Source organism: Bartonella sp. P0282, from assembly GCF_048452985.1.
GTDB lineage: Bacteria > Pseudomonadota > Alphaproteobacteria > Rhizobiales > Rhizobiaceae > Bartonella > Bartonella choladocola.
In genome coordinates, this window is record NZ_WTFO01000002.1 from 181825 (window position 1) to 194573 (window position 12749).

A 12749-nucleotide genomic window follows, 5' to 3' on the forward strand; every position below is an offset into this window, starting at 1 on the left:
TTCCTCGTTCGATAGATTAACAGTTGTATTTAACCAATTGAAAAAACGATTTAATTAATTCCAGTTGGCTTAAACCCTTCAAAGATCATCTGATCGGCATTAATGCGTGCTCTTTCCCATTCTTCCGCGTTATGGATTGTCCATGCAAGAACCGGCATTGCCAGTTTTTCGCGGGCAAACCTTACAAACGGATTTGCCAATTGGCGAAAATTATAAGCAACGAACTCCATATCATGAGCCAGCATTGCAAAATGTTCTTCTATCTCTGAACGCCGATTTCCTTCGGCTTTTATCCCGTGTGGTATCGCATGATCGGCAAAACGTACACGACGTAAAATGTGTACATCTTGCGACATGATTGCCGAGCTGTTGGGATAAGAAATCAGCAATTCGGTCACTCGCGAGATCAGTCCTGCATCTTCACCGTCGTTCCCTTCAAGATTTACCAGAATCGGCACTTTTCCACCAATGTTGTGAAGAAGAGTCTCGAACGGGAGAATACGCGGCTTGCCGTCATCCGAGCGAATTTTTTCGATTTCGGATGACCGTAAGTCGATAATACGCAAGTTTTTTCCGGTTACCTGTTCCAGCGAAGCGCCGTGAAAAACCATAGGCACTCCGTCGTGAGACAATTGAACGTCGCAACAAATCGTATAATTCTCAAGGGCTGCCAGCTCGAATGCAGGGAGTGTATTTTCCAGAACCGTTTTGTCACAACCATGAAGACCACAATTGGCAATGGGCCGTTTTGTTAACCAGTCAAGCCGCATCGCTCAAATTTCCAGAATAGCTTCCACTTCTACAGGTACGTCCATGGGCAGTGTCGCAACTCCGACGGCTGAACGTGCGTGTTTTCCTTTGTCTCCCAAAACATTGACAAACAAATCCGATGCACCATTAGCCACTTGCGGAATATCGGTAAAATTGGGATCGGCGGCGACAAAGGCAGTGACTTTAACAACCTGTTTTATTTTACCCAAATCACCAAGAGCAGCTTGTGCTTGCGCCAGAATATTGATTGCACAGGCTTCTGCCGATTTTTTTGCCTGTTCGGCATTCACTGTTCTGCCGACTTTTCCGATAGCGACAGGTTTGCCATCGCGCAGCGGAAGCTGGCCTGAGATATAGAGTTGATTACCAGAACGTCTGGCGGTCACATAGTTTGCTACAGGTTGTACAGCAGCGGGGATTTTGATGCCTAGTTTTTCTAAACGGCTTTCAATCGTGTCGGACATTTTCTACCTCTTTATCCCGTCATTTCATATTCGCTTGATTTATATTCGCTCAATAACGCATTTCTTTTTATATGGAAATGCGAAGTTTAAAAAAAGAAATTTACTCGCTTTGTATCTAGCATATATGATAACGCCAAGCTCAGTTAAAAACAGGAATATGTGGATGCCAAGGATTCTCGTTACCATTGCTTTTTTTATTCTGGGTCTTGGCGTAGCGCAGGCCGAAGATAAAATTGTCATGGTTCCCCATACGGCAATCTATGATCTACAGCTCGAAACTGCATCGGATAAATCCGGTATTTCGGGTCTCGTCGGCCGTATGGCCTATGAATTCAACGGTTCATCATGCGAAGGTTATACAACCCGTTTTCGATTTGTCACACGGATTGATATGACTGATTCACCGGCACGGCTTACCGACCAGCAAATGACAAGCTTCGAGACGGCAAATGGCAAAGAGTTTCGTTTTGTCAGCAAAACCATCATAGATCAGGAAGTGACCAGCGAAACAGATGGCGTTGCCAAAATTGCCAAAGGCGAAATGGTTGTCAATCTGAAGAAGCCCAAAGAAAAAGAAGTCAAACTGAAATCGGCTGCATTTCCTACAATTCAAACGATAGAAGTTATCCGTCAGGCAAAAGCAGGTCGCCACTTCTACCGGACCACGCTTTTTGACGGTTCGGACGATGCCGACCGCTTGACGGACGCGACAGTGGTGATAGGTGATAGGGTGGAAGCCAAAGCTGACAATGAAACCAAAGTCATGGGAAAGCTCGGTAACGAACCCTATTGGCCGGTAACGATTTCCTATTTCAATGATGACGAAAATCAGGATGGCTTACCTGTTTATCGCACGAGTTTTCTGTTGTATGAAAACGGCGTGACCCGCGACCTTGTGATGGATTACGGGAATTTTTCAGTACGCGGAAAATTGCAGACATTCAAATTGTTCGACGTACAACCAGCAAAAGAAACCTGTAAAGAATAGCCGGTTGGTCAAAACCTGCTTGTTGAATTTCCGATTTTTCGTTAGAATATTATGAGTGATGTCAAAAACACTTGAAAGTTTTTTCAACTTCACTTAATTAACCCGACATTCCACACACGGAAATAGGGGAGTTGCGGGAGAAATCCGCAATTTTCCGCCGGTGGCAGTTTTTCTGCCTCTTTCCGTGGAGGTTCAACCGGAAAGGATAAAAAAATGGCATTGCCAGATTTCACTATGCGCCAGCTTCTGGAAGCCGGCGTTCACTTTGGTCACCAGACACATCGCTGGAACCCGAAAATGGCTCCCTATATCTATGGGCAGCGCAATAATATTCACATTATCGATCTCGCACAGACTGTTCCATTGCTTCATAATGCATTGAAGGTGGTTTCGGATACTGTTGCCCGTGGCGGCCGTGTGCTTTTTGTTGGCACAAAACGTCAGGCTTCCGACATTATTGCAGAAGCTGCAAACCGTTCGGCTCAATATTATGTCAATGCTCGCTGGCTTGGCGGTATGTTGACAAACTGGAAAACAATTTCCAATTCGATTCAACGTCTGCGCAAGCTTGATGGAATTCTTGCCAATGAGGCACAAGGTTTTACCAAAAAAGAACGTTTGAATCTTGAACATGACCGCGAGAAACTCAATCGTGCACTCGGCGGTATCAAGGATATGGGATCGGTTCCCGATCTTCTGTTCATTATTGACACAAACAAAGAAAAAATTGCAATCGACGAAGCCAAGCGTCTTGGTATTCCGGTGGTCGCTGTGATTGATACAAACTGCGATCCGGATAATATCAACTACCCGATTCCCGGTAACGACGATGCATCACGCGCCATTGCGCTTTATTGTGATCTCGTAGCCAAAGCAGCATTGGACGGTATTGCCCGTCAGCAGGGCGCTATGGGTGTTGATCTTGGTGCACAGGCCGAAGCACCGGCCGAACCTGCATTGGAAAATGAAGCAACTCCTGCCGCAGAATAATGAATAGATTGGCACCCCCTTTTGAACGAGAGGGTGCCAAAATCAAGGATATAGGATCGCGGGCGTGCCGAGGGATAATCCTTGCACGCTTTCGCCGTTATTAAGATTAAGAGGTAAATATGAGCATTACCGCAGCACAGGTGAAAGAACTTCGCGAATTGTCAGGCGCCGGTATGATGGACTGCAAGGCAGCGCTTGCAGAAACAAATGGCGATATGGAAGCAGCCGTTGACTGGTTGCGCAAAAAAGGCATTGCCAAGGCCGATAAGAAGGCAGGGCGTACGGCTGCCGAAGGTCTTGTCGGCGTTGCTTCGGACGGCAAAAAGGCTGTTCTTGTTGAAGTAAATTCCGAAACCGATTTTGTCGCCCGTAACGATGCGTTTCAGGATATTGTTCGCAATATTGCCAAGGCCGCTTTGGGTACTGACGGTACATTGGAAAAAATTTCGGTTTCGGTTTATCCGGGATCGGATAAGACTGTTGCCGAAACTCTCAAAGATGCAATCGGTAAGATCGGCGAAAACATGACATTCCGTCGTTCTGCCGAACTTTCGGTCGATAATGGTGTTATTGCTACATATATTCACAACGGCATCGGCGACGGATTAGGAAAAATCGGTGTTCTTGTTGCTATCGAAACCAATGGTGACAAAGATGCAGCCGAACATTTCGGTCGTCAGGTTGCTATGCATGTTGCGGCAACCAATCCGTTGGCTCTCACCGCCGAAGAGGTTGATCCGGCTGCTGTCGAACGTGAAAAGGCAATTTATTCCGAACAGGCCAACCAGTCGGGTAAACCTGCCAATATCGTCGAGAAGATGGTAGAAGGCCGTATGCGCAAGTTTTTCGAGGAAGTTGTGCTTCTCTCGCAGGCTTTTGTCATCAATCCTGATCAGACTGTAAGTCAGGCCTTAAAGGAAGCCGAAAAAGAAATCGGTGCTCCGGCAAAAATCACAGGCTTTGTCCGCTTCGCTCTGGGCGAGGGGATTGAAAAGGCCGAAAGTGATTTTGCAGCGGAAGTTGCAGCGGCAGTAAAAGGCTAATTTCTGACAAAATTCGGTTTATTTGCTTGAAAGCGATGCTTTTAGCATTGTGAGAAGCAAAAAAAACGTTGTAGAGAGGGCATCGCGTGACAATGCGATGCCCTTCGTGTATCGAAGGCACAGTCAAATTTTGCATTCGGAGACTACAGATGACAAATAAGCCCCTCTATAAACGGATTTTATTGAAAGCTTCTGGTGAGGCTTTGATGGGGGGGCAAAGTTTTGGTATCGACGTTTCGGTGGTGGATCGTATCGCTAAAGATATTGCCGATGCTCATGAAATGGGCGTCGAAGTCGGTGTTGTTATCGGTGGCGGAAATATTTTTCGGGGCGTTGCGGTCGCGTCGAGAGGTGGCGATCGGGTTACCGGCGATCATATGGGGATGCTGGCAACGGCAATCAATTCGCTTGCGCTGCGCACATCGCTGACCAAATTGGGCGTGGATGTGGTCGTTCTATCTGCCATTGCCATGCCGCAAATTTGTGAAAGTTTTTCGCAACGAAAGGCTGTCGGCTATATCAGTCAGGGTAAAGTCGTCATCTTCGCAGGTGGCACAGGAAATCCCTTTTTTACCACCGATTCGGCTGCCGCCCTCAGAGCTGCGGAAATTGGTGCGAATGTGTTATTGAAAGCTACACAGGTTGACGGAATTTATTCTGCCGATCCGAAAAAGGATCCGAATGCAACCCGTTATGACCGCTTGACACATGAAGAAGTTATCAGAAAAGGACTTGCAGTTATGGATACAACTGCAATTACTTTGGCTCGTGAAAATCATATTCCCATCATTGTCTATTCCATCGGCGAAAAGGGTGGATTGGCAAATGTGCTGAATGGTACCGGACGATACACAGTTGTATCCGAATAATATCAAACGAATTGAAGGAGAATTAGCATGAGTGACGCTACAAATATCGACGATCTCAAGCGCCGTATGGATGGCGCCATTTCATCATTCAAGCATGAGCTTACCGGTTTGCGGACAGGGCGGGCGTCTGTAAGCCTGCTGGAGCCGATTACAGTCGAGGCCTATGGCTCGACTGTTCCCCTTAATCAGGTTGCCAATATTGCTGTACCGGAGCCGCGTATGTTGTCGGTTTCGGTCTGGGATAAGTCGATGGTAAACGCTGTCGATAAAGCGATCAGAGAATCTTCTTTGGGTCTTAACCCGATTACAGACGGTACAACATTGCGTATACCTTTGCCGGAACTAAACGAAGAACGTCGCAAGGAGCTTGTTAAAATCGCTCACCAATATGCCGAGCAGGCTCGTGTCGCAGTTCGCCATGTCCGTCGTGACGGAATGGAAGGTTTGAAAAAAGCTGAAAAAGACAGCGAAATCAGTCAGGATGAAAGCCGGATTGCTTCCGACAAAATTCAAAAATTGACCGATACGACAATCAGTGAAATTGACAAGATTCTTGCAGCCAAACAAGCAGAAATCATGCAAGTTTGAAGATTATCACTGCAACAGGTTGAAACAATGCTTTATCCACGTCACATCGCGATCATAATGGATGGAAATGGCCGTTGGGCGCGGACACGTGGATTGCCCCGTATTGCCGGTCATAAGGTCGGCATGGAAGCACTTCACCGGATTGTCCGCCATGCCAGTCGTAACGGTCTCGAGTGGTTGACCGTATTTGCGTTTTCATCGGAAAATTGGTCTCGTCCGGATGAAGAAGTCAATCACCTGATGGGGCTATTGAAGCTGTTCATAAAACGTGACTTGAAAGAGCTTCGCGAAAACAATGTCCGTATACGTGTCATCGGTGAGCGTGAAGGGGTTCCTGGCGAAATTGCGAAATTGCTTCAGGAAGCGGAAACGACAACAAAAGAGAATGATGGCCTTAATCTTGTTGTTGCGTTCAATTATGGCGGTCGCGCTGAAATTGTCCGCTCGGCCAAGAAAATGATAAAAGCAGTGGCCGAGGGGCGTATCAATGTAGATGACATTGACGAGAAGGTTTTTTCAAGCTGTCTCGACACATATGATATGCCGGATCCCGACCTCATTATCCGCACCAGCGGCGAACAGCGTTTATCAAACTTTTTGCTTTGGCAATCTGCTTATAGCGAGCTTTATTTTGCTTCCTGCTATTGGCCGGAGTTCAACGAGGAACAGCTCGATATTGCGGTATCGGATTATTGGTTGCGTGAACGCCGTTTCGGACGGGTTTATGAAAAAGACAAAGAAAAAGAAGAATTGCCATGACATTGTTCCGGATGATGAAAAATGCGGGGTGCAGGGCTTTGGTTCCTCATGAATTCTTTTATGGAGCGGAATAACAATGTCTAATCTTCTCATGAGAATTCTGACGGCTGTTATTTTTGCAGTTGTGGCACTTTTTCTGACATGGGAAGGTGGAGCGGCTTTCGCCTTGTTTGCCTGGTGTGTTGGCGGTTTCGTGCTCTTCGAGTGGCGTGGAATCACAAAGAGCCGTTGGCAAAAAGTCGATGATATTCTTGCAAGCGTGTTTTATGTCGTATTTGGTGTTCTGCTTGTTCTTGATTATTCGGCTCCGCTTGTATTCGTTACAATTGCTGTGGGGGCGATTATCCTTGCACTAAGGTCGCTTGGCAATGCAGGCTGGGTAGCAGGTGGATATCTTTACGCCACCTTGCCGGTGGCTTCACTCACTTATCTAAGAGGCGAAGAACCGTTCGGGTTCGGCGCAATTATTTTTCTTTTTGCGATTGTTTGGGGAACCGATATTGCTGCCTATTTTAATGGCCGCTCGTTGGGAGGGCCGAAACTTGCGCCGAAGTTTTCTCCCAATAAGACGTGGAGTGGTGCGATCGGAGGCGCTCTTGCCGGTACAGCAGGCGGCTGTCTTGTTGCGTTTCTTGCAGCGGATACAACACCTGCCAATCTGTTTATTCCTGTTCTTGCTTTTGCTCTTTCGGTTGTGTCCCAAATTGGAGACATCTCGGAATCATGGGTGAAACGAAAATTCAATGTCAAAGATTCAGGGCATTTTCTACCCGGGCATGGCGGGTTTATGGATCGCGTTGACGGATTGGTATTTGCCGCCATTCTGCTCTATCTTGTCGGTGCAATTTTTGCAGATATGACTGTCCCTTCCAATATGTTTAACCTGATCTGAATGACGGAGCCTTTCTTGGAAACGATGAGTTTTATTACCGGTGTCGGAGCGCCGGTATTACGTGTTATCGGAGTGATATGTGTCATCATGGTCATTATTTTTGTCCATGAAATGGGGCATTATCTCGTCGGGCGCTGGTGTGGTATCGGCGCGAGCACTTTTTCACTGGGGTTCGGACCGGAAATTTGTGCTTTAACGGATAAACGCGGAACACGTTGGCGTATCGCACTCATACCGCTTGGCGGCTATGTGAAATTTATCGGTGATGAAGATGCCGCCGGAATGACATCGAAATCGGACGCGGCAGCACTTCCCGGCTCCTTTGCATCGGCCGGTGCATGGGCGAGGGCTGCAACCGTATTTGCGGGGCCCTTTACTAACGCAATTTTCACGGTAGTCGTTTTGTCGTTTTTCTTTTTTTCGTACGGAAGAATAACGGTAGAACCGGTTATCGGCTCATTGGTTGAAGGTGCACCGGCAATGTCGGCCGGATTGAAAACGGGCGACCGTTTCATAACCATGGACGGGCAAAAGGTCGAAAGTTTCGATGATCTCATCTCCTATGTCTCTCTTCATGGAGATGATCCGGTCAATTTCGGTATGGAGCGCGCCGGTGCACCCTTTTCAGTCACGATAACGCCCAAACCTACCGAGCGGGATGACGGCTTCGGCAATAAAGTGCGTGTCGGCATGATCGGGGCCGGTGCGCCGGTTGATCCGAATAATCCGCAAAGATTAGATCCCGCTTATGAACGACATATTGATTACGGTTTGTTTGGTGCAATTGGCGAGGCTACGGATAAGTCGGCATTTATTGTTGTGCAAACTGTGCGTTTTCTCGGCCGCTTGATTGCCGGAAGAGAGGATCGTTGCCAATTGAGCGGACCGTCAAAAACCGCGACAATCGCCTGGCAGGTAAGCGAAACGGGATTTATGTCGCTGCTCAATTTTACGGCATTTCTTTCGATAGGAATCGGCCTCATTAATCTTTTTCCACTGCCTCCGCTTGATGGCGGGCATCTGGTTTTTTACGTCATTGAAGGCATTATCGGGCGTCCGGTTCCAAAACGTATTCAGGAATCGATATTCACAATCGGCTTTATTGCGGTAATGGCTTTTATGTTATTTGCAATATCCAATGATTATTTATGCTGGTTCGGTTGATTAAGCTGTGTTAACAGTTTATCAAGTTCTACGGTAATTCTGATTGAAAATGGTGTAAACTGTTTACCATATTTATGAAATGCCGTGGCATACATGCCACGGTTTATAAAGAAGTAGGCAGAATTTAACGGAAGGCCTTGCTTGTATAAAAAAACCCGTTATTAGGGGTATATAAGCATTTTTGGACGCAATGTGTCCGGAAACAAATAAACAAGGGTAAAGAAGCCAATGACGGCGAATTCGAAATTTCTTAGCGCAGCATCTGCACTGGCACTTACAGTAGCAATGGCCGTTCCGGCAACTGTAGCTGTCTCGGTCTTGGGGATGGGGGTTGCACAGGCGGCTGTCGTTCGCTCCATCGAGGTTCATGGCAATCAGCGTGTTGACGCACAGACGATTCGTGATAACACGGGTATCAAAGTCGGGAAGAATTTTTCCAATACCGATATTGATGAAGGTTTGAAACGGCTCTTTGCAATGGGGCTGTTCTCCGACGTCAAGATGAATCAAGTCGGGAGCACGCTCGTCGTAACCGTTAAGGAATACGAAGTCGTCAATCAGGTGCTTTTCCAGGGCAATAAAAAGGTCAAGGATCCGGATTTGCAGCGTGTTATCTCGCTTAAACCACGCGAAGCCTTTGATCCGGCCAAGCTTGCATCGGACGAGCAGGCTATCCGTGATGCCTATCGTTATGTAGGTCGTAATGACGCCGCCGTTTCTGCCCAGACTGTTGATTTGGGGCAAGGGCGTGTCAATGTTGTCTTCAAAATCACAGAAGGCAAGAAGACCAAGATTGATGATATTACATTCGAAGGCAACAAGGCTTTTGGTAACCGCCGTTTACGTGATGTTATCGCTACCAAGCGCTCGAACTTCCTTTCATGGCTGACACGTGGCGACGTTTACAGTGATGATCGTCTTCAGGCCGATCAGGAAGCTCTTCGCCGTTTTTATTTCAATCACGGCTATGCCGATTTCCAGATTGTTTCGGCTGATGCGACCTTTGATGAAGCAAGCAATTCTTATAAAATCAAGTTTGTTGTTGATGAAGGCGCCCGCTACAAATTAGGTGACGTTCAGGTTGATAGCACGATCGAGGGTGTTGATACCCAATCAATGCAGAAAGTGCTCAAGACCCATGAGGGTGATGTTTATTCGGCCAAGCGCATTGAAGATTCGGTTTTGGCAATCAACGACAAGGTCGCTGATTCCGGTTACGCTTTTGCCAAAGTCGAACCACGCGGTGACCGTGATTTCAACAATCATACAATTTCCATTGTTTATAATATCGATCAGGGGCCGCGCGCTTACGTCGAACGTATCGAAATCCGTGGAAACGACAAAACTCGCGACTATGTTATCCGTCGCGAACTCGATTTGAACGAAGGTGACGCTTATAACCAGACAATGGTTCAGCGCGCCAAGCGTCGTCTTGAGGGGCTTGGTTTCTTCCAGACGGTCAATGTTTCGACTGCTCCGGGCTCTGAACCCGATCAAGTTATCCTTGTCGTTGATGTAACTGAAAAATCAACCGGTGAATTTTCTATCGGTGGCGGTTATACAACCGGCGGTGATTCGCCGGGGGCTTCGGTTGAAGCTTCTATCACGGAGCGTAACTTCCTGGGACGTGGCCAATATGTTCGTATTGGTGCCGGTGCCGGTGAGGATGACGCACGTAATTACAATTTGTCGTTTACCGAACCTTATTTCCTCGGTTATCGCTTGTCGGCAGGATTTGATATTTTCCGTCGTACATATCGTATGAATGACGATTATGATGTTAAACAAACTGGTGGTTCAATTCGTTTCGGTGTTCCGATTACCGAACAGTTGACCGGTAGTATCGCCTATAACTACGTTCAGGAAGAATATAATCTCGACCATAAGGGGCACTATAGGAAACTTGCAGCGCAAAACGGTACAACTAAAGAACAAGAGGAAATGAAAGATTATTCCGGTGCCATTATCGAGGCTTCCGAGAATAGTCCGTGGACCCGTTCTTCAGTTAGTTATGGTTTGACCTATAACACGATTGATGACATGAAAAATCCACATGATGGTCTCTTCATTCGCGGTATTCAGGAATATGCCGGTATCGGTGGCGACGCCAACTTCCTGAAGACAACCGGTAAGGCTATGATGTACAAGACGATTTCTGAAACATATGATCTCGTCGGGCTGTTGTCTGTCGGTGGCGGTTATATTCACGAAATCGGTGACGATGGTGTTCGTATCTTCGATATGTTCAAGAGCAATTCGGACATGATTCGCGGTTTCAAATATAACGGTATCGGTGCACGCCAACGGTCTTCGGATGGGGATAAATACTTCCTCGGTGGTACGACCTATATGAATGCTACAGCGGAAATCCAGTTCCCGATGCCGGTTGTGCCGGATAGTCTGGGTATGCGTGGCGCGTTCTTTGCCGATACCGCGACATTATATGGCAATAATTATGAGCCGAGTATTCCCAATGAAAATCCGGTTACGGGTGATGATAGCGCATGGCGTGCATCGGCCGGTGTCAGCTTGATGTGGGCTTCTCCATTTGGCCCGTTGCGTTTTGACTATGCTTGGCCTGTTGCTAAAGAGAGTGGTGATCGGACACAGAACTTCAACTTTGGTGTCTCAACCAAGTTCTAATTTTTCCTTTCTCCCGACCGGACAGGGTCGGGAGAGAAAGTGTTCTGATGGCGGATTCATTATTTTTTACGCCGTCCCGACAGTTGACTGTTGGCGAGGCGGCAGCTTTGACAGGTGCCGCTTTACGCAATCCTGAACAGAGTGCTTTGGTTATAGAGCATCTTTCTTCGCTTGATAATGCGGAGCCGGGCTCGCTGGTTTTTGTTGAAAACAGAAAATTTGCAAAAGCTTTGCGTGATAGTCGGGCACTTGCAGTTTTTTGTTCGGAAGACGTTGCTTCCAAAGTTCCTGATAATATTGCTACACTGGTAACGCCGTCGCCTCATCGCGATTTTGCGATGATCGGGCGTATTTTGTTTCCCACTGCTGCAAAGCCGGCACCATGGTTCGGCGAATATGGTATTTCCCCGCAAGCTTTTATTCATCCCGAAGCAAAGCTCGAAGAAGGTGTTACGGTAGAAGCCGGTGCCGTTATCGGGAGAGGCGCTGAAGTGGGGAGCGGCACACTTGTTTCTTCAACTGCTGTGATTGGTGAAAATTGCCGCGTGGGGAGAGAATGCTATATCGCACCTTCGGTTTCAATCCAGTATAGTTTCATAGGCAATCGTGTCCATCTTTATCCGGGTGTCAGGGTCGGGCAGGATGGATTCGGGTATGTTGGTGGTCCGGGCGGAATTGAAAAAATACCGCAACTTGGTCGGGTTATCATTCAGGATGACGTGGAAATAGGTGCCAATACAACGATTGATCGTGGCGCACTGAAAGATACGGTGATCGGTGAAGGTACAAAGATTGATAATCTTGTACAAATTGCCCACAATGTCCAGATCGGTCGCTATTGTCTTATTGCAGCGCATTGCGGAATTGCCGGCAGTTCCACGATAGGTGACATGACGCAGCTTGGCGGCAGTGTCGGTCTGGCAGATCATGTCAAGGTCGGGTCACATGTTCAGATTGCTGCTGCAAGCGGCGTTATGAATGATATACCCGATGGAGAAAAGTGGGGAGGAAGTCCCGCTCGACCTATTAAACAATGGTTCCGTGAAGTTGCAGCTCTTAGAAATATGACAAAGTTCAATAAGGAGAAATGACGAGATGAATGCTGCTGTCGAGAAAAACAGTTTGGAAGCAGTTGATATACGCAAGCTCTTGTCTATCTTGCCTCACCGCTATCCATTTCTCCTCATTGATCGCATTGTTGATATTGACGGCGATCGTTCGGCAACCGGTATCAAAAATGTTACGGTGAATGAACCACATTTTACCGGCCATTTTCCGGAAAATCCGATTATGCCGGGGGTGCTCATTATTGAAGCCATGGCCCAGACAGCAGGGGCAATTTCTTTGCTTGTGCAGGGAGATGAAAAACCCGGTGTTGTTTATCTCATGACGGTTGATAAAGCAAAATTCCGTAAACCGGTTGTCCCTGGCGATCAGTTAAAGCTTCATGTCAAGAAATTGAAACAACATGGTGGAATTAGGCGCTTTTCCTGTGTTGCAGAAGTTGACGGAAACCGTGTGGCGGAAGCGGAAGTCGCAGCTATGATTGCTGTTGGCGATAATAAAGAAGAATAGGAT

General features: G+C 47.3%; 13 protein-coding genes. 11 read left to right on the top strand and 2 right to left on the bottom strand.

Annotation, left to right across the window (positions count from 1 at the left end):
• Positions 1 to 50: 50 nt before the first annotated feature.
• Positions 51 to 770 carry a glycerophosphodiester phosphodiesterase family protein gene (locus tag GQS64_RS06175; RefSeq protein WP_077991887.1) on the bottom strand — a complete coding sequence of 240 codons (720 nt, stop codon included), beginning with the start codon at positions 768 to 770 and terminating at the stop codon, positions 51 to 53.
• A gap of 3 nt (positions 771 to 773) precedes the next feature.
• Entirely contained in the window at positions 774 to 1235 is a 462-nt protein-coding gene (locus GQS64_RS06180; protein ID WP_077991888.1) for a RidA family protein, read from the bottom strand.
• A gap of 163 nt (positions 1236 to 1398) precedes the next feature.
• Here GQS64_RS06180 and GQS64_RS06185 point away from each other — a divergent pair, with 163 nt between their 5' ends.
• The 11 genes from GQS64_RS06185 to fabZ all read left to right on the top strand — a co-directional run bounded on the left by GQS64_RS06185 (position 1399) and on the right by fabZ (position 12746).
• Complete coding sequence (locus GQS64_RS06185) at positions 1399 to 2223, top strand: cell envelope integrity EipB family protein (protein WP_198231000.1); 825 nt, start codon at positions 1399 to 1401, stop codon at positions 2221 to 2223.
• A gap of 213 nt (positions 2224 to 2436) precedes the next feature.
• Entirely contained in the window at positions 2437 to 3213 is a 777-nt protein-coding gene (gene rpsB / locus GQS64_RS06190) for a 30S ribosomal protein S2 (protein ID WP_077991892.1), read from the top strand.
• A gap of 119 nt (positions 3214 to 3332) precedes the next feature.
• A complete protein-coding gene (tsf, locus tag GQS64_RS06195; RefSeq protein WP_198231001.1) occupies positions 3333 to 4256 on the top strand; it encodes a translation elongation factor Ts in 924 nt (307 codons plus the stop codon).
• A 149-nt stretch (positions 4257 to 4405) separates the two neighbouring features.
• The gene (gene pyrH / locus GQS64_RS06200) at positions 4406 to 5125 is read left to right on the top strand and encodes a UMP kinase (protein ID WP_077991894.1); all 720 of its coding nucleotides are present in this window, start codon (positions 4406 to 4408) and stop codon (positions 5123 to 5125) included.
• Between the two features lie 27 nt (positions 5126 to 5152).
• Positions 5153 to 5713: a ribosome recycling factor gene (frr, locus tag GQS64_RS06205; RefSeq protein ID WP_077991895.1), complete on the top strand. Its 561-nt coding sequence runs from the start codon at positions 5153 to 5155 to the stop codon at positions 5711 to 5713.
• 9 nt (positions 5714 to 5722) lie between these two features.
• Positions 5723 to 6472, top strand: a complete 750-nt coding sequence (locus tag GQS64_RS06210) for an isoprenyl transferase (RefSeq protein ID WP_255520164.1) — start codon at positions 5723 to 5725, stop codon at positions 6470 to 6472.
• Between the two features lie 76 nt (positions 6473 to 6548).
• On the top strand, positions 6549 to 7364 hold the full coding sequence (locus GQS64_RS06215; protein WP_198231003.1) for a phosphatidate cytidylyltransferase: 816 nt from the start codon (positions 6549 to 6551) through the stop codon (positions 7362 to 7364).
• Positions 7365 to 7379: 15 nt separating this feature from the next.
• Positions 7380 to 8528 (top strand): RIP metalloprotease RseP, encoded by a 1149-nt coding sequence (rseP, locus tag GQS64_RS06220; protein ID WP_198231004.1) that lies wholly within the window; start codon positions 7380 to 7382, stop codon positions 8526 to 8528.
• 228 nt (positions 8529 to 8756) lie between these two features.
• Entirely contained in the window at positions 8757 to 11171 is a 2415-nt protein-coding gene (gene bamA / locus GQS64_RS06225) for an outer membrane protein assembly factor BamA (RefSeq protein ID WP_077991898.1), read from the top strand.
• Positions 11172 to 11218: 47 nt separating this feature from the next.
• A complete protein-coding gene (lpxD, locus tag GQS64_RS06230) occupies positions 11219 to 12262 on the top strand; it encodes a UDP-3-O-(3-hydroxymyristoyl)glucosamine N-acyltransferase (RefSeq protein WP_077991899.1) in 1044 nt (347 codons plus the stop codon).
• Positions 12263 to 12266: 4 nt separating this feature from the next.
• Entirely contained in the window at positions 12267 to 12746 is a 480-nt protein-coding gene (fabZ, locus tag GQS64_RS06235) for a 3-hydroxyacyl-ACP dehydratase FabZ (RefSeq protein WP_077991901.1), read from the top strand.
• The last annotated feature ends 3 nt before the right edge of the window (positions 12747 to 12749 follow it).